Source organism: Methylophaga sp. UBA678 (assembly GCF_002299105.1).
Taxonomy (GTDB): Bacteria; Pseudomonadota; Gammaproteobacteria; order Nitrosococcales; family Methylophagaceae; genus Methylophaga; species Methylophaga marina.
In genome coordinates this window covers 1-18898 of the sequence record NZ_DBNG01000027.1, presented here as the reverse complement: position 1 = coordinate 18898, position 18898 = coordinate 1, and the positions used below count along the sequence as shown (strand labels likewise).

Genomic DNA, 18898 nt, shown 5'->3' with positions numbered 1-18898 from the left:
CTTAACGTGCCTTTAATGTTCTCAAGGCCGCTTCAAACTGATCTTTGCGTGATGTCAGTCTGCTAGCAAAATCATGTGAGATAGCACGTTCATGGACCCGTTTTGCTAGGGCATATTCAAAGGTCTGATTTCCGAGAGAACGACCTGTTTCCATTATGGAGCGGATCTGTGAAGGATTATGCTCACGGATGAGATGCGATACCGCGCCATTGACCATCAAAATTTCATTGATAGGAATACGGCCTTCTTGGTCGGAGCGTCTTGCTAATGTCTGTGTCACCACGGCACGTAAACACATCGATAGTTGTTGTCGAATGGTGTTTTGCTCATCACCCGGGAACATACCAATTAATCGGTCGATGACACCAACCGCATCGTTCGTATGTAAGGTGGCAAAGACCAAGTGGCCTGTTTCCGCAGCGGTAATCGCCGCATGCATGGTATCGAGATCACGCATTTCCCCCAGTAAGATGACATCCGGGTCTTCACGCATGGCATTACGAATTGCTTCGGCAAATGACGGCACATCCACGCCGACTTCACGTTGGTGAATAACGGCTTTTTGGTTGTGATGAATAAACTCAATAGGATCTTCGATGGTAAGAATATGGCAGGGGCGATCCTTATTGATTTCATTAATCAAACTGGCAAGCGTGGTGGACTTACCGCTACCTGTCGCACCAGTGACCAACACTAAGCCATCTTTCAATTTCACCAGTTCTGCAATTTGTGGTGGCAGATGAAGCTTTTCCAAGGAGTGAAACTGACCATCTAGCCAACGTACAGCAAAGGCTAAGTTACCTCGCTCAAAGTAAGCATTGATACGGAAACGCTCGTGTTGCTCACTGCTGTAACCAAAATCACAACTACGTTTATTATGCAGCGTATGCAATTGCTCTGATGACATGATGGCTTCAGAGATGGCTTGTAAATCAAACTGTTCAAGTCGCTCAAACTTGGTTTGCTCTTCAGTCAAACCATGTATACGCATCACAGGTGAGGTATTCATCGATAAATGCATATCTGAAGCATGATGTTGAATCATGTAGGCCAGATAGCTTTCGATTTGGGCAAGATGAGAAAGATGTTTCATTACAAGGCCAATGTCATTTCAATATCGAGCATACGATTGCCTGATAGGGCAGTGCGATCAGTCGTGTTGATACGAAGACGAGTTAACACGACGGAATAATTAAGTTGTCCGATTTCCTGTAAAAAACTCTGTAAGGCATAAAAATTACCCGACACATACAGGTCATACAAAGGACGTTTTAATTCACCACTAGGAGCTTTACTCAAGGTGTTCTGCTTGGTCATTTTGCCTGTCACCATCTGAATCAAATCACCTTGATGTGGTCGTTTCGATATCACTAACAGCCCGTTGCGTTCCGCCGTGCGGGTAATATCAGATTGTAATTGGGGCAGAGCACTGGCATTAGTCAGATCAACAAAGACATGACCCGAACCTTCCAAGCTGGTTTGTTCAGCTTCAATGGTCTTTTCGAGTTTTTTAATATCAGAAGTTTCAATTTTTTTGCCGTTGTATTCGGGTAGTTTGATGGGCTTTTGGGCACGTTTAATTTGCCGGTCTAACTTTTTATCAATGGAGCTAAGCTGGTCTTCAATAATCAGCACTTGTCTATCCAGAGACGCGCCACGGAAGAAAAAATAGGCAAATACAATGAGTACAGCACTGAGCACAGCAATTAATACTTTTTCACGCTGACTGGTATTTTTTAATGATTCACTCATAACGGGGCTCGCTGTTGAATGGTGAACTCAAAAATATAAACACCACTGTAGTTATAGCTATCCTGTCCATCGAGTCGACTTGGGCTATTCAGAATGTATAAATTGAGAGGTTGAAGATTGATGGATAAAACACGATTGAACTCATCAACACTGTTTTGATCAACAGCACGACCGGTCAAGGTAAATTGATACCAATTTGTTTCATTCAAAGTATCGATGATCACGCCATCATTGACGCTGTGAGCGAGAGTTGGCAGCAGTTTTTCTATCACATTTTGGCGCTTTATCATCACTGACTGCACCAGCTCTTTTTTATAGTTCAGGCTGTTGAGCGCTTGTTCCAGTGACTTGTACTGTGCAATATTTTTTTCCGCTTTTTTTACATCAGAATCCCGGATGCCACGATCATCACCATAGGAGTCCAGTTGTTTTTCTTTGTTGGCGAGAGTGGATTGCAATTGTTGTATCTGCCACTGACGCACACCTTCGTAACCCAGAATAATGACGGGCACCATGGCGGCAGCCAGTGATATGCGAAATGCTTTACGTTTATAAATTGGTTCGGGTGGCGGCATGCCTGGAAGAGGGGATACCATCAATGGCGCTAAGCCAAGCATATGTGCTGCACAACCTAGCTCAGCAAGGTGACTGTATTTGCTGTTTTGCTGAGCAGATATTTTAATCGTGCTGGCTTTAGGCAAGAACTGTGGGCGTAGGTTGATGCCTGATTCCACCACCTCAATAAACTCCACATCCACCCCATCAATATTGGCTACCACCCAATTATCGACTTGAGTAAATTGATGCTCATTGAGTGAATCAATGATGACTTCAGCATCAAGTGGTTGGCTAGAGGCCTTGAACATCATCGTGTCTTGCAAAACTCCGTGCTCAAGCACGGCACAAAATGCATAAGCAGGGTGAAACTCTGTGACTAAAACCCGTTCATCGACCGCATCAATTAAGGGGAGTGTGCTACCAGCCATACTGTAGACATGTTTGAGTTCAAGTTTGGGGTAACTTTTTTGGTGACTCAGTTTCTTGAATGCATTGACCCACTGTAAATGCTGTGTGATGGGCATAGCAGAACACAGGTACGCTGACTGCGCGGCTTGTTCACCAAACATTTCATTATCTAAACCGCCATCGGGTAAGGGACGCCATTGTGTTAACAGACGTTGATCTGGTAATTGCAGTTTTTCCTGAGTTGCTAGGCATTCAGCGATCTGATCTTGTGTCGCAAAGTGCTCTCTAATCGCAATTTCGCCCACGCGCATAGCACTGCGACCGCCGTGTTTGACGGAGAGTCTTTTTTCGCTGATAACCAAGGACAATAGCTGCTCGTACTGAGCGAGATTAATGTACTGGCGCTGATATAAAATCCAGCCTAGATCCCATAAAGGGGATTGATCGGCGACAACACTATCCATCTCCCAACGCATCATTTCAGCTAGGTTCATATCACCCGACACATCTGCACTTTGTGTCATTTCTACACGGCTGGGAATGGCATTGATGTGTAATAACACCGTATCGCGCGGTAAATTTTTGCCCGAGGCATTTTTTAACTGAGTGATGACATCCATCATGGCTGCTAAGGGCTCAATTTCGCGTGATGTAGCAGTATGTGTCACGCTTAATTCTTGTTTGTTGCCCGTCACAATACTGGCGTGCAGACCTAAACAATCCGTTTTAAGAACGAGTAATCCTTTACCACTGGGTTTTTTGAGTAATGATTCAAACATCAGGGGCTTACCGTTAGTGTGAGGGTGGGTTGAGTGCCATTAGGAATCACAAGTAACTTACTGATTTGATAGATATCTTCTTCTTGTGGGTCATTGTCATCATCATTCAATAGTAATACTGGGTGTTCACCAACAGGGATGTAATCGCTAGCGTCGGCAGAAGAGTCATTGCGATGCCAGCCACTGATGATGCTGGGTGAAGTTTGCACTGCTGGTATACCTGTTGATGGAGCCTTAGATACATCAACAGCAAAGTGATAGGTTGTCCATAGCTTTGTTGGCGTTCCACCATCAGTGGAGTTACGAAATACAAGAATGGCTAGATGCTGGTCATCCGTTATCGGAATTGCGTTAGAGCTATCGTAATTGAATAGTTGAATATTGATTCCAGTCAAAGGTATTTGCCAATTACTGGCATCAACCGTTATCTCTGGTTTACGACCGCTGTATGCCTCTACTGCTTCAGAAGTAGATAGTAAAAATCCAACATCAGCCCCTTTTTCAATATTATCTGCGTCTGACCCAGATGCTTGACTGCTATCAACAATAAAAGGTTGTCCCCAGCCATCAAGTAAGTCATTATTGCTGTCGACACCGCTGAGTATGTATTGACCAGTGTGACCCTTACGCTGTGTTATTAATGTAACTGCAACGGCATCACTACTATCACTACCAAAGTTGAAATAAGGTGTGGCTTGCTCAAGTTGAAACCATTGTGGAGGTTTCTCGAGTAATTCTGTAATGGCATTTTCACTGGGTAAAACACCATTGTCTACAATAAAGCCCGATAGAATCGGCTGGCCGCGATAGCTTTCACGTTTAATAATGGCATCTTTGATCAAAGCTATCTTTTGAATAGTGTCTTCATACCGTAACTGTTGATCTTGTTCATCAATAAATAGCAATGGCGTGCTGGCAACCAAGGCAATAATAAACAAAACGAGCACTAGCTCAAGTAACGTAAAGCCGCTTTGGTTCGAGGTCTGGGGCAAACTCTTTAATGGAAACATAAAACCAGATCATCCCGTTGAGGGTTAAAGAGAGTAGCCCCAGAACTACAAAGCATCTCTCTAGTACAGTAATTTTGATGACTAGCATTCGACTCTGAATAATCGCAAGCATGCTCATAGGTGCCATTTTCACCTAGACTAACAATGCGATATAGACTGAGATCGTTAATATCTTCGCTTAGGATAAGAAAAGGTCGCCCTATTTTTGAGTCGATATCAATATTGCCATCCGCATCTTTGTACCAAAGATAATAAGGCGAGACAGGTTGATGAGAAAACGCATCTGGCAATGCTAGGGTGGGTACGGTGGTCACACTGCCCGATGTGGGGGAGCTGCTACCATCAGCTTCTAAATCTGTTCCCACATCTACGTAAAACAGTTTGTAGCCTTTAATATACGGACCACGCCAGCCAACACGATAATCTGGGTTCCAGTCACTTCCGAACGGTTTAGTAATAAGAAAATCAATATCGGCTGGTGACTCTATTTCATCACCAAGTTCAGGAAGGGTATTACCATCTGATAGATAGCGATCGACCGCACTTGCTAGCTGGCGAAGGGTGTAATTGGTGGTTTGGTATTCAGCATCTGATTGAGTATTACCAAAACTCATGATGGCACTACCGGCCACAATGGCCATAATCGCGACCACAATCACCAGTTCCAGCATAGTGAAACCAGATTGCTTGGATAGAGTGGTAGATAGAGACAAGCTTGAGTCAGGCATCACAACAGACTTTACTGTTTTACAAAAACGTTTTTAAACAGCAAAAAACAGTTTTGTAAAAAAGACTTTTCGATAAGGAAAACGGTTAACGACATTTGAGTATTCAATCCACATGAACTACAACTTAAAAAGGCTGTGGGTGGGCAACCTCCCACCCACAGCAACTCAGGAGACCTGCTAATCAGGTCATTGGAGTAAGGATTATTTACTCTTCTTCGTTTCCACGTGCTTCGGCAACTTCGTCATCGTAGGCATCACCACCTGCGTCTAGGATAGCTACAACTTGAGCTGGTTCATCATTTTCATCCCAGTTTGCAGGATCACTGCAGTCGTCAGTTTCAAAATCACATGAAGCTATTTTAACGGCCATTGAATAGTGACCGTATTTATCTGGTCCAGCGTTGCCATCTGCAGGTGCTCTAGCAACAATTTCACCAATTAAATCAGAATCTGAGCCGATACCAAATACAGCAACCACGTCATCTTCGTTACCAGTAATTTCACCTGATTCAGCAAGGATCGCAATTTTCATAGCTTCATCATTATCAGCTAAATCTATGGCAGCGCCTGCACCATATTCCCACTCACCATCTTCAATTAGAGGTGTACGGAAGATGAGGTTTGGTTTGGTGACTTCAACTAACTCTTCATTACCAAATGTGACGCCATCAACAGTAACAGTTGTAAGTTCATCATCATCAGCTACGTTTGCATAAGCGTATCTTAATGACGTGAGACCTGCGTCTTTCAGTTTTTCATAACCCACAGCACCTGATGCAACAGTTGCAACAAGCAAGTTGTCAGCAAGGTCAGCCGTTAAACCACCACCAACGCGGGCAACATTTGAGTTGTTTGGATCACCAAGCACAACCGAGGTTCCACCTGCAACACCAGCTGCAGTTAATGAACCATCATTAGTATCAGGCGTCTCATCGGTAGTCAGCAAAGAGTCAAGGTTGCCTGGAATGAGACGTTTTTGGTTGACGTTGTACACTTTCAGACCACTTTCCAATGCCGCCATAGTGTGAACAGTTGTTTTCTGTGCCGCTAACTCTTCCTGACCATCCAGAGAAGAAATAACAGCACCGGCGATGATAGCCAGAATGGCAACAACGACTAATAATTCCAGCAGGGTGAAACCGCCTTGTTTGTTTTGCAGTTTCTGTGCTTTTGCACGCATATCAGCATCTTTGATGACAGAGACATCAGCAGAACGGAATTTGCTGATCATGCTTTTCATTTGTTTGATGTTCATATATTGCTCTCTTCAGGGTTAGTCTCCGCAGCTGCCCCAAGCAGTCTGTTGGTATGACTTTTTTATTTAATTTTTTAGAGGCGAACCCACTTCGCTCTCGATTCAATTACGCTGACAGGTTTGGATTGTCGATAACGAATCGATACTGCTTCCCGCAGTGAAGGATGACTTCCTTCTGCTGGCGTTTTAGAATTTTCATCTCGACCTTGATATCACCAAAACCATCATGCCCAAGCATGTCGTCAAATAATTCCAGTAGCTTGGTTTTTACTGTGTCAATGTTGGTGTCTGTTTTTTCAGTCATGCGATATTCAATTTCTGTTGGTCGGGACGGGAACGAATAATAAACAGGCAATTTATCCTTGCGTGATAGGAAAAATTCCTTTTGTTAAAAATGGCGTTTGCCATGGTCTATATTTGTCGCAGGAAAATACGTTTTGTGATGTGGTTCAAGTTATAGCCGCTGTCAATTTCAGGGATGATGAAAGGAATAACTGTGTGATTCAGTATGAAAAATTATTTAGAGCGGAGTTTTGGCCAATGAGTTTGAGGGGATTAATTAATCTGCGCATTGTGATGTCCGTCTTTGTCATCATTTTGCTAGGTGCCAGTATGACTATATGGCAAGCACGCGAGTCAGTAAGGGAAGAAGTCAGTTCCTCATACAATTTAGCATTGCAAATGGTGGAGTTTGGCCTTAACCAATTTACCCGCAACATGCATACAGAGGGGGAGTGGATAGAACATATCAGTCGCTTGCGTGAGACACGCCACTTGCAAATCAGTGTTTATGACGAAAATGGTCGTGAAACAACCCTTTCTCGCCGTGGTGATGGTGTGCAGAGAGTGCGTCCACCAGAATGGTTCGTTTCGGCGGTGATGACAGATACCATTAGCTCAACCTATGAGATTAAACTGCCTAATGATGCGATACAGCGCATTGTCATTACCGCGGATCCACTGGATGAAATCAACGAAGCCTGGGGAGAATCACTGGTCTATTTCTGGTCGATTGTCCTAATGCTTGGCATTATTTTCCTGGCGATAAATGTGGTGTTTCATTCCATGCTGAAGGCCGTTCAGACTATTTTGTCTGGCTTAAAAAATGTAGAAAGTGGTAATTACGAAGAGCACCTGCCGAGCTTCAGAATCAGTGAGTTTGATGCGATAGCAACTGAGGTGAATAACTTAACAGATGCGCTCAGTGTTGCACGTCGGAATAATCAGGCATTGGCTCGCCACACCATGCAAATTCAGGAAACGGAACGTCGTCATTTATCACGTGAATTACATGATGAAATGGGGCAATCATTGACCGCGGTTAAAGCGATGGCTGTGGCAACAAAACAGCCTGATGCTGAGGTGAATAAAGTCGCTGATTCCATTATCGAAATATGTAATCACTTATCCGGTGTGGTCAGATCCATGATGCGCACATTGCACCCGTTAAGTTTAAGTGACTTGGGTCTATACGCGACATTGACTGATTTAGTGAATGAATGGAAACGTCGACAGCCAATCTTAAAAATCGATCTTAACTGTGAACCTTCCGTAGATGAATTGGACGAAGAAGTATCCATTCATGTGTACCGAATCGTACAAGAATGTCTGACCAATGTGGTTCGCCATGCCAAAGCAGACAGGGTGAATGTGATTGTTAGGCCGACCAGTATTAAAGATGAGCATCGCATCACTATTCTCGTTGAAGATAATGGCGTGGGAGGTGGCTCAACAGGTGATGGTTTTGGATTATTAGCCATGCGTGAAAGAGTGCAGAGCATGGGTGGCGAATTTATTTTTGAATCGACCAGAGGACGTGGCGTCAGAATTCGTGTGTGGATGCCCTTTATAGAGAAAAAACATGACAAATGAACATAAAATCAGCGTTCTACTCGTTGATGACCATGCGGTAGTCCGGGCAGGGTTTCGCATGTTACTGGCTTCTCAGCCCTTTATCGGCGATATCACTGATTTGAATCAAGGCGAGCTTGTCTCTCAGGAATATGAGCGGCTTCAACCTGATGTGGTGGTGATGGATCTATCTATGCCGGGGATAGGGGGGCTGGAAGCGATTCGTCGTCTGCATAAGCAAGATCCCAAGGCAGTCGTGCTGGTTTATAGCATTCATGATGAAGCGATCTATGTAGAGCGCGCGCTCGAAGCAGGAGCCATGGGGTATGTGAGTAAAAATAGTGCGGCAGAAGTGCTTGCTGAAGCGGTCAAAACCGTGGCGGATGGCAAGCGATATATCGAAGAACAACTCATGCCTGAAATTGATGATGTGCGTCACAACGATATTGAGCATTACAGACAAGTGCTGGACTTACTTTCACCACGAGAGTTTGATGTGTTTTGTCGCTTAGCTAAAGGTATGACAGCCCATGAAGTCGCCGCTGATATGCATCTGGGTTATAAAACCATAGCGAACTACAACACGCAGATTAAAAGTAAATTGAGGGTAAACACGGCAGCCGATCTGGCTAATATTGCGGTTGTATTGGGCATTATCAAACCTTGATGACAGAAGGCCAGATACAAACATATCGAATTTGAAGCAGTTGAGATAAAGCAATGACTTGAACCGGTTGTTGCTTTACTGTTTAACTGGCTTTAGAAAAACATAAATGAGGTATGTTGATGACTGTGACCAAGCCGAAGGATCCGATCTATATTCCCCATGCAGGACCAGCTTTACTTGCCACCCCATTGTTGAATAAAGGCACGGCATTTAGTGAGCAGGAGCGTCATGACTTTAACCTGACTGGACTTATTCCAAATCGGTTTGAAACGATCGAAGAGCAGGCAGAGAGAGCTTATCTTCAATACAAAACATTCAAGACGCCTATCAACCAACATATCTACTTGCGTTATCTTCAAGATAACAATGAAACCTTGTTTTACTATTTATTAAAAGCGCATCTGGTAGAGATGATGCCGATTATTTATACCCCAACAGTCGGTGAAGCATGTGAACGCTTTTCTGAGATATATCGACGAGCACGTGGTGTGTTTATTTCTTATCCAGATAAAGATCGTATTGATGAAATTTTGCATAACGTGACCAAGGATAAAATTAAGGTCATTGTGGTCACGGATGGCAGTCGAATTCTGGGGTTAGGCGATCAGGGCGTAGGAGGAATGGGTATTCCTATAGGTAAGTTATCGCTCTATACGGCCTGCGCTGGCATTAGTCCGGCATATACGCTACCCATCATGTTGGATATCGGCACAAATAATCAGACCTTGCTGGATAATCCGCTTTATATCGGTTGGAAACACAAGCGTATTAATGACACAGAGTATGATGAGTTCATTGAATTATTTATCAAAGCTATGAAGAAACGCTGGCCTGATGTGTTGCTGCAATTTGAAGATTTTGAACAAAGTAAAGCCTTACCTATTCTTGAGCGTTACCAGAATGAACTATGTTGTTTTAATGATGATATTCAGGGTACGGCTGCTGTAACGGTTGGCACATTATTAGCGGCGTGTCAGGTAAAAAATCAAACATTGTCACAACAAAAAATCGTATTTGCTGGCGCTGGATCTGCCGGTTGCGGCATTGCTGAACAAATCATTTGCCAAATGATGGCAGAAGGATTGGATGAAACACAGGCACGTGAGCGCGTATTTATGATTGATAAAGCTGGTTTGCTTGTTGACGATATGGCTGGGCTATTTGATTTTCAACGCAAGCTAAGCCAGAAATCTCGTATTCGAGAGCAGTGGGGTGTTGATAACAGCATATTAGCATTGGAGGATGTCATTCAATTTGCGCAGCCCACTGTGCTGATTGGTGTTTCTGGACAGGCTGGATTGTTTAATGAGCGTTTGATAAAAAATCTGTTATCACACTGTGAAAGGCCGATTATCTTTCCTTTGAGCAATCCCTCTAAACAAATTGAAGCCATACCTGAATCGTTGATTCGCTGGACCGATGGTCAAGCGATTATAGCGACAGGCAGTCCATTTGAGCCGGTTCACTACCAGGATAAAACTTACCCTGTAGCACAATGTAATAACAGTTATATTTTCCCAGGCATTGGTTTAGCTGTTATTGCTGGGCAGATAAAACACATTACGCCCGAAATGATGATGGTGGCCAGTGAGGTGCTTGCTTCAGCGTCACCGTTTGTGAATGGCAAAGGCAGTGATTTATTGCCAGCATTAGAAAATATTGCTGAGTTGAGTAAGAAAATGGCATCACAAATTGTGAAACTCGCTCAACAACAAGAATTAGCTCCCTTTATTTCTGATCAAGAACTAGAGCAAAAAATTGAGAAAATCTTTTGGTGTCCTGATTACCGCGAATATAAGCGAGTGAGTATTTAGGAAAAACTTCCTGATTACCATTTGGTAAAATTTTAAGAAATAGGAATTTTTCCTGTTCTGTTCAATGGATGTTATAATTCACCCACAAGTTTGATCATTGCTCTTGTGGGTAGAGACTGATCTTTTTGATCTAATCTAATAAGGAGCTCAACACTATGACTTCAATGTTCTTGAAGACCATTCCCGCTGCCATCGCTTTAACTCTCAGTTCAACCGCTTTCGCTGATACGGATAACTATGATTTAGATGATATCCGCAGTTGGGATATCGTGAAAATTGAAACATGTTTAGATGCGGCATTAGACACTATTCCTGGTCATGCTCGTAAAGTCGAAATGAAAATGGAAGGTGATGATCCTATCTACGAATTCGACATTGAAGCGAAAGCTGATGGCAACATTTACAATGTGGAATGTAACGCTGAAGAAGGTTTCATTGCAGAGATTGAGCGTGAAGTGGATGCTAACGATCCTGTTTTCAAAAAATTAGCTAAAATCTCACAAGCGGAAGCCAGAGAGTTCGCTTTATCTATTCACCCAGGTGAAGTCGTTGCTTCTGAATACGAAGTGGGTTTTGACGGTGATGCGACCTACGAATTTGATATTCAAAGCATTCATGGCTATGAAGTCAAAGTCGATGTGGATGCAACCACTGGTGAAATTGAAGAAGCCAATATCGAATTGTATGAAATTGGTATGGAAAAAGAATAAGTTAGTTTATTCTGAAATAAAAAAAGCCGCTGTTCATCAGCGGCTTTTTTTTGCTCACAATCAGAGAGTGGGTTAGCTCAGAGCCTTAAGTTGTTGTTCAAGTAAGGCATAGGATTGTTTGAGCTCTGCTAATTTCTCTTTTTCTTTTGCCACGACCTCAGCAGGTGCTTTGGCGACGTAATTTTCATTCGACAGCTTGCCTGAAGATTGTTTGATGACTTTATCCAGCTTCGCCATTTCTTTATTCAGGCGGTTGATTTCAGCCTCTTTATCAATCAAACCTTCCAGCGGAATCAGAATTTCCATTTTACCCACTAATGCTGTTGCAGCTGCAGGTGCAGCGCCTTCCAGAATTTCAATTGATTCAAGGTTCGCCAGACGGCTCAGGAACTGCTGATTACTGCTCAGAATGGCTCTATCTGATTCAGAAGCATCTTTGAGCAAGACCGGCAATGTTTTCTTCGGTGCAATATTCATTTGCGAGCGAATAGAACGTATGCCTGTAATAAACTGCATGACCCATTCCATCTCGGTGACCGCCGTATGATCAACCTTATTCTCATCGGCTAAAGGATAAGGCTGACGCATAATAGTCTCACCGTATACTCCAGCGAGCGGGGCAATGGTCTGCCAGATTTCTTCTGTAATAAACGGCATGAAAGGATGTGCCATTCTTAATGTGGCTTCCAGCACGCGTACCAGTGTACGACGTGTACCACGTTTGGCTGCATCAGAAGCGGATTCGCTATTTAATACCGGCTTGGATAGCTCTAAGTACCAGTCACAGTAGTTATTCCAGATAAATTCATAAATACCTTGAGCAGCGTGATCAAATCGATAAGCTCCAATCGCTGCACCGACTTCTTTTTCAGCGATTTGCAATTGCGAAATAATCCAGCGATCCGCCAGACTGAGTTCCACTTCATCATTGTCAACACCGGTATCTTGTCCTTCGGTGTTCATCAAAACATAACGCGCCGCATTCCATAATTTATTACAGAAATTACGGTAGCCAGCGATACGATTCATATCAAAGTTGATATCACGGCCGGTAGAAGCGAGCGAAGCAAAGGTAAAGCGCAGTGCGTCTGTACCATGGGGCTCGATGCCATCCGGGAATTCTTTGCGTGTCGCTTTTTCAATTTTTTCAGCCAGTTGTGGCTGCATCATGCCCGAGGTACGTTTTTGTACCAATGTTTCTAAATCAATACCGTCGATGATATCGATAGGATCTAGCACATTACCTTTGGATTTTGACATTTTATGGCCGTGCGAATCACGAACCAGACCGTGAATGTATACTTCTTTGAACGGCACATCATCCATGAAATGAATGCCCATCATCATCATTCTGGCTACCCAGAAGAATATGATGTCAAAACCGGTAACCAACACATTACCCGGATACCAGGTTTTTACTGCCTCATCCTCTTTAGGCCAACCCAGAGTTGAGAAGGGCCAAAGTGCTGAGGAGAACCAGGTATCAAGTACGTCTTCATCCTGAGTTAGTTGAATGTCTGCAGCGAGGTTATTCTCAGCTCGAACAGCCTCTTCATCATGACCTACATAAACATTGCCTTGCTGATCGTACCAGGCAGGAATGCGGTGACCCCACCAGAGTTGGCGCGAGATACACCAGTCCTGGATATCACGCATCCAGCTGAAATACATGTTTTCATAAGACTTAGGTACAAACTTCACTTTGCCTGTTTCGACTGCTTCAATAGCTGGTTTGGCCAGTGTTTTTGCATCGACATACCATTGATCTGTCAGCATCGGTTCAATGACGACGCCACCACGATCTCCATAAGGTACCGTCAGATCATGATCTTTGATTTCTTCCAGCAGACCTGCTGTATCAAAGTCGGCGACAATCGCTTTACGTGCGGCAAAGCGCTCTAATCCACGATAGGCTTCCGGAATACTGGCTTCAATGTCAGTATTGGCACTGCCATCGGTGTGGAATATTTGTGGAACATCACGTACATCAGCGTTGAGTGTGAAGATATTGATCATGGGCAGACCACAACGCTTGCCAACTTCATAGTCATTGAAATCATGGGCTGGTGTTACTTTTACCGCGCCCGTGCCTTTTTCCATATCGGCATGTTCATCACCCACAATCGGAATGCGTCGATTAACTAACGGCAATAGAATCTCTTTGCCAATCAGATCCTTGTAACGTGGATCTTCAGGATTCACAGCGACACCTGTATCACCCAGCATGGTTTCTGGACGGGTAGTGGCGACAACGATGTAGTCCTTGCCTTCACTGGTGGTCAATCCATCAGCAAGCGGGTAGCGCAGATGCCACATATGACCTTTTTGTTCGCGGTTTTCTACTTCCAGATCAGAGATGGCGGTGTGGAGTTTGGGATCCCAGTTAACCAATCGTTTTCCACGATAGATCAGGCCTTCTTTGTATAATTTCACGAAGACGTGTTTCACCGCTTCAGACAAATCGTCATCCATGGTGAAACGATTACGGGACCAATCCAGTGAGGAACCAAGACGACGTAATTGACGCGTGATGTTACCGCCGGATTCTTCTTTCCATTCCCAGATACGTTTGGTGAAGTCATCACGACCAAGATCGTGACGTGTTTTTCCTTCAGCGTTAAGTTGGCGCTCTACCACCATCTGCGTGGCAATACCGGCATGATCGGTTCCGGGTTGCCATAAGGTATTGTCACCTTTCATTCGATGATAACGAGTCAAGGTATCCATGATGGTGTTATTAAAACCATGGCCCATATGCAGGCTACCGGTCACATTGGGTGGGGGTAGCATAATGGCGTAGGGTGAACCTTCACCTGTCGGCTTAAACTCGCCAGCCTGTTCCCATTTCTGGTACCAGCGTTGCTCAATTGCGTCAGGGGTGTATGTTTTTTCCATGTGATGTCTTGTCTGTCTGGTCGGTGTACGGAGTATACAAACGTCGTTTGTATACGATACAAAATAAACGACGCATTATACCTGCTGTGAGAACATCTGTTCAGGGGGAATGTTGGTTTTGAGTTTTTCTAGCGGTAGTGGCGTGGTTTATACGTGGAAAGTTTCGATTTCATAGCCACGTTGTTTGTAAAACTGAAACCGTTGACGACCAGCCTGTTTGCTGGATTCATTATCGTCAATAATTTCTGCCACACGCTCAAACTGACTAAAAAATAGAGGTTGTTCATCTGTCAGGTTAATCATCACATCCATTAGTCTTGGAGGCTTTTTGTCCTGATAGCCGATGAGAACCGGGCTTTGATTATCGGATTGATCGGTCACTTCATGAGGGACAAAACTATCTGGTCGAATTCCCCAGAGGGCCGTGTCCATTGACTGACCTTCCTGTTCAGATGCGGTGTGGATATAGATTTGATGACCTTGATGATAGGCCTTTTCAGCAAGACGGCAGGCAAATGCCTGCCGCTTGTCTAGCTCGCTTGATTTAAGAATATAGAAGCTGATTCGAGTCATGGTTACTGATTGGACTCGATACGATTTAGCAGATATTGAACTAACATCGGCACGGGACGACCAGTAGCGCCTTTGTTTTTTCCGCTATTCCACGCCGTACCCGCAATATCAAGATGCGCCCAGGTAAATTTCTCTGTAAACCGAGAAAGGAAACAGGCCGCTGTCACACTACCAGCTTCTTTACCACCGACATTGGCGATGTCGGCAAAATTGCTGTCCAGCAAGGGTTGATAGTCATCCCACAAAGGCAATTGCCATGCACGATCAAAACTATCATTACCGGCTTTTAACAAGTCATCAGCCAGTTGTTGATTATTAGCCATTAAACCTGTCGTTGTACTGCCCAAAGCCACAATGATAGCGCCAGTCAGTGTGGCAATATCAATGACGATTTCAGGATCGAAGCGCTCGCTGTAGGTGAGTGCGTCACACAAGATTAAGCGGCCTTCAGCATCAGTATTAAGAATCTCGATGGTTTTACCGGCCATGCTAGTGACGATATCACCTGGTTTGTTGGCATCACCATCAGGCATGTTTTCAGAACTTGGCACCACACCCACCACGTTGATCGGCAGATTTAATTCTGCCACTGCTTGCAGCGTGCCAAGCACGCTCGCTGAGCCACACATATCATATTTCATCTCATCCATGCCTTGAGATGGTTTGAGTGAAATACCACCGGCATCAAAGGTGAGTCCTTTACCCACTAATACGACTGGCTTGCTGTCGCCCGTGCCTTTGTATTCCATGGTGATTAATTTGGCAGGCTGGCGGCTGCCGCGCGATACGGAGAGTAGAGAGCCCATGCCTAGCGCTTCCATATCTGCTTCTTCTAATACGGTGGTATTGATCGAAGCATATTTTTCTCCCAAAGCAACAGCTTGTTCTGCCAGGTAAGTTGGGGTACATACGTTGCCTGGAAGATTCCCAAGTTCACGAGCCAGATTCATCCCTGCGCCGATGGCTGCACCTTGTTCAGCTGCTTTTTGAATGTCAGCAGCATCTTGTTCAACAGAAATAGTGCAGGCTAGCAGCGGTTTTTCGACCGCTTTCGTTTCAGATTTCGTTTGTGAATATTTATACAATGCTGTTTCTGCATTGCAGGCAATTTGACGAGCTTTCCATGCAGTACTGCGATCGTTCACTTCGATATCAGTAAAACTACAGACGGCTTTCTCAGCACCACTTTCATTCAGCGCTACAATCGCTGCAGATGTGGCGGTGTTAAAATCATTTTCTGTTGTTTTTGTTTTTTTGCCGAAGCCGACTAGTAATACTCGAGGGCTGTTTATCTCAGCTAGATTGTGAAGGAATAAGATTTGTCCTGGTTTTCCGCTGAAGTCACCATTATCAACGATACGCTTGATTTGGCCTTGTGAAGCTTTATCAAGTTGTTGGGCGGAAGGGCTGAGTTCACCCTCGTTGTATATACCAACGGCAATACAATCGGTTTGCTGAGATGCAAGGGCATCACTAGTGACAAAATACTGCATGGATTTCTCCTGTAAGGACAATTTGGTTTAGACTTCGTTATTTTAGTGTGTCAGATAATACCAATCTATTCTAACCAAGACTCTTAATTCATGCGCAACGTTCCACAACAGATTTTTTCCTGGCTATGGGTCATAGACCGCTACATGCTCAAGGAATTTGTGATTAACCTGATGGCAATTACAGGAGTTCTTTGGTTAATTTATATCTCTACACGATTTGCGCGCTACCTGGCTGAGGCAGCCGTCGGCAATATGCCTGCCGATGTTATTTTTAGTCTGCTCGGTTTCAGTTCGCTTGGCGCTCTGTCTATCTTGCTACCCATAGCAGCATTTCTGGGAGTGATGCTCACACTCGGGAGAATGAGTTCCGATAATGAGCTGACAGTGATGGCCGCCTGTGGCATTTCGCGTAAACGAATCATTAGAAATGTGTTGATATTTTCCGGTGTTGTGGCAGGCATAGTCGCGTATCTGTCGCTAACTATTGTGCCTAGTGTCTTGGCTGAACGCTACGAACTTGAGCAAAAAGCTAAAATGTCTGCGAATACGACTGGGTTGGTTGCGGGTAGTTTTAAAGAAAGTCGAAATGGCGACTGGACATTTTATTCTGAAAAACTTAGTAGCGATAAACAGTTAATGGAAAACGTATTTATCGAAATTCACCGCAAGAACAAGCCGCTGATTTTTCGTTCTGATACAGGCCATTTTGAAGTGGATGTCGATACCGGCGATAAATTTCTGGTACTGAATGACGGTTATCGCTACGAAGGAAAAGCAGGCCAACAAGATTTCACAATTGCAGAATTTGAGTCACACAGTTTGTTGGTAGAAAAAGGCGATGATGGACAAGTCAGAGAACGCCATAAAGCGCTCCCGACCAGTGTGTTATGGCAACGCGGCGGTTTGGAAGATATTGCTGAAATTCAATGGCGAATTTCTGCTGCCATCATGACGCTTGTGTTGTGTATATCAGCTATTCCATTATCTAATGCCGGCCCCAGACAGGGTCGTTATGCGGGCTTTGTTCCCGCCGTTTTGCTTTACATTATCTATAGCAATTTGCTTGGCGTGAATCAGGCATGGATTGAAAAAGGCAGTATTAGTGTCGGTGTCGGAATGGTTTGGGTTCACCTACTAATGGCGATGATCATGCTGTTTTTGATGTATAGACAAAAAATCCAACGACTGCTCACACAACAAAAACGAAGACGTCAGCAATAATGAAAATTCTTTCCAGATATATCGCATCTCATATTCTGTCCAGCACTTTTGTTGTGTTATTGGTGCTTCTTGGGCTTTATACCTTTATGGATTTTGTGACTGAGCTAGACGATCTTGGCAAAGGACAATATCAACTTCTCGATATTCTCAGCTATCTAGCCTTAACCATGCCAAAACGTATCTATGAATTACTACCTGTGGTTGCGTTATTGGGTAGTGTGATTGGCTTAGGGAATTTGGCAAGTCAGAGTGAACTGGTGGCTATGCGAGCTGCGGGTATATCAATCAAAGATATCAATAAGTCTGTGATGATCGTAGCGGCTATTCTCGTATTAATAGCGATTGTCGTTGGTGAGGTCATCAGACCAGTAACAGAAGAACATGCCAGAGAATTACAGTCTGTGGCACAGACTGGCACCGTCGGTACGCGTTCTGAGCATGGCTTCTGGACAAGAGATGGTAATCATTTTAATCATATAGAACGTATTAATAGTGATGGAACATTTACCAATATTGCCATTTATGAGTTTGACGGGGCCAATAGATTACGGGCACTGACTAAAGCCAGTAGTGCCAAGTACGAAGATGATGGGTGGATATTAAACGATGTCGTGCAAAGTACTATTGATGAGAATGGTGTAAAAGTCAGTTCAACTACACATGCTCGTTGGAAGTCACAATTGAATCCAGGCATGTTAAATGTGGTGGTGGTGCCGCCTGAGTTTTTGGCGGTATGGAATTTATTGGATTATATCTCTTTCCTTGAGACAAACCATCAGTCAGTCGCTCAGTACGAATTGGCTTTCTGGAGTAAAGTAATGATGCCGCTCAGTACGGCAGTTATGGTCTTGTTGGCTGTGCCATTTATCTTTGGACCATTACGCTCATCACCCATTGGCGGCAGAATCCTGGCTGGCGTTTTGATTGGCTTAGGTTTTTACCTGTTTAATCAAAGTTTTCAGCATATCGGTTTGGTTTTTGGGTTATTGCCTTGGTTGGCCGCATCGTTTCCAACATTATTATTTGCCGGTTTAGCATGGTGGATGAACAAGCGAGTGAAATAGGCTGTTGATGAGATAGTGGAAAATAGCTTGTTGATAAAAATGAATGAAATAATGCCAGAAGAATCTGTCATGAATTGACAGATTAAAGATGGCGTCCCCTAGGGGGTTCGAACCCCTGTT

16 protein-coding genes are annotated in these 18898 nt (G+C 44.0%); 6 read left to right on the top strand and 10 right to left on the bottom strand.

The annotated features are described in order from the left end of the window. Window position 1 precedes the first annotated feature (1 nt). The 7 genes from B3014_RS13040 to B3014_RS13010 form a co-directional block, all read right to left on the bottom strand. Entirely contained in the window at window positions 2-1093 is a 1092-nt protein-coding gene (locus B3014_RS13040) for a type IV pilus twitching motility protein PilT (protein ID WP_289244921.1), read from the bottom strand. Then, window positions 1093-1752: a hypothetical protein gene (locus B3014_RS13035; protein ID WP_289244920.1), complete on the bottom strand. Its 660-nt coding sequence runs from the start codon at window positions 1750-1752 to the stop codon at window positions 1093-1095. Before B3014_RS13035 ends, B3014_RS13040 begins: the two co-directional genes overlap by 1 nt. Further along, window positions 1749-3497: a PilN domain-containing protein gene (locus tag B3014_RS13030; RefSeq protein WP_289244919.1), complete on the bottom strand. Its 1749-nt coding sequence runs from the start codon at window positions 3495-3497 to the stop codon at window positions 1749-1751. The genes B3014_RS13035 and B3014_RS13030 overlap by 4 nt, the downstream gene beginning before the upstream one ends. Next, window positions 3497-4507 (bottom strand): type II secretion system protein, encoded by a 1011-nt coding sequence (locus tag B3014_RS13025; RefSeq protein WP_289244918.1) that lies wholly within the window; start codon window positions 4505-4507, stop codon window positions 3497-3499. Before B3014_RS13025 ends, B3014_RS13030 begins: the two co-directional genes overlap by 1 nt. Beyond that, entirely contained in the window at window positions 4495-5235 is a 741-nt protein-coding gene (locus B3014_RS13020; protein WP_289244917.1) for a type II secretion system protein, read from the bottom strand. Before B3014_RS13020 ends, B3014_RS13025 begins: the two co-directional genes overlap by 13 nt. A 205-nt stretch (window positions 5236-5440) precedes the next feature. Beyond that, entirely contained in the window at window positions 5441-6490 is a 1050-nt protein-coding gene (locus B3014_RS13015) for a type II secretion system protein (RefSeq protein WP_289244916.1), read from the bottom strand. 106 nt (window positions 6491-6596) lie between these two features. Then, entirely contained in the window at window positions 6597-6794 is a 198-nt protein-coding gene (locus tag B3014_RS13010; RefSeq protein WP_286305000.1) for a hypothetical protein, read from the bottom strand. Between the two features lie 194 nt (window positions 6795-6988). On the opposite strand from B3014_RS13010, the gene B3014_RS13005 reads away from it, so the two are divergent. From B3014_RS13005 to B3014_RS12990, 4 genes are all read left to right on the top strand, one after another. Beyond that, on the top strand, window positions 6989-8362 hold the full coding sequence (locus tag B3014_RS13005) for a sensor histidine kinase (protein WP_289244915.1): 1374 nt from the start codon (window positions 6989-6991) through the stop codon (window positions 8360-8362). Beyond that, on the top strand, window positions 8352-9008 hold the full coding sequence (locus B3014_RS13000; protein ID WP_289244914.1) for a response regulator: 657 nt from the start codon (window positions 8352-8354) through the stop codon (window positions 9006-9008). Before B3014_RS13005 ends, B3014_RS13000 begins: the two co-directional genes overlap by 11 nt. A 119-nt stretch (window positions 9009-9127) precedes the next feature. Then, window positions 9128-10822 (top strand): NAD-dependent malic enzyme, encoded by a 1695-nt coding sequence (locus tag B3014_RS12995; RefSeq protein ID WP_289244913.1) that lies wholly within the window; start codon window positions 9128-9130, stop codon window positions 10820-10822. A 155-nt stretch (window positions 10823-10977) separates the two neighbouring features. Next, on the top strand, window positions 10978-11532 hold the full coding sequence (locus B3014_RS12990) for a PepSY domain-containing protein (RefSeq protein WP_289244912.1): 555 nt from the start codon (window positions 10978-10980) through the stop codon (window positions 11530-11532). A gap of 72 nt (window positions 11533-11604) precedes the next feature. Here the strand turns inward: B3014_RS12990 and B3014_RS12985 are convergent, their stop codons facing one another. From B3014_RS12985 to B3014_RS12975, 3 genes are all read right to left on the bottom strand, one after another. Beyond that, window positions 11605-14427: a valine--tRNA ligase gene (locus tag B3014_RS12985; protein WP_289244911.1), complete on the bottom strand. Its 2823-nt coding sequence runs from the start codon at window positions 14425-14427 to the stop codon at window positions 11605-11607. 147 nt (window positions 14428-14574) lie between these two features. After that, complete coding sequence (locus B3014_RS12980) at window positions 14575-15000, bottom strand: DNA polymerase III subunit chi (RefSeq protein WP_289244910.1); 426 nt, start codon at window positions 14998-15000, stop codon at window positions 14575-14577. Between the two features lie 2 nt (window positions 15001-15002). Next, window positions 15003-16493, bottom strand: coding sequence for a leucyl aminopeptidase (locus B3014_RS12975; protein WP_289244909.1), 1491 nt, complete (start codon window positions 16491-16493; stop codon window positions 15003-15005). Between the two features lie 90 nt (window positions 16494-16583). On the opposite strand from B3014_RS12975, the gene lptF reads away from it, so the two are divergent. Both lptF and lptG read left to right on the top strand, forming a co-directional pair. Next, window positions 16584-17714: an LPS export ABC transporter permease LptF gene (gene lptF, locus B3014_RS12970; RefSeq protein WP_289244908.1), complete on the top strand. Its 1131-nt coding sequence runs from the start codon at window positions 16584-16586 to the stop codon at window positions 17712-17714. Beyond that, a complete protein-coding gene (gene lptG, locus B3014_RS12965; protein WP_286304990.1) occupies window positions 17714-18778 on the top strand; it encodes an LPS export ABC transporter permease LptG in 1065 nt (354 codons plus the stop codon). Before lptF ends, lptG begins: the two co-directional genes overlap by 1 nt. Window positions 18779-18898 lie beyond the last annotated feature (120 nt).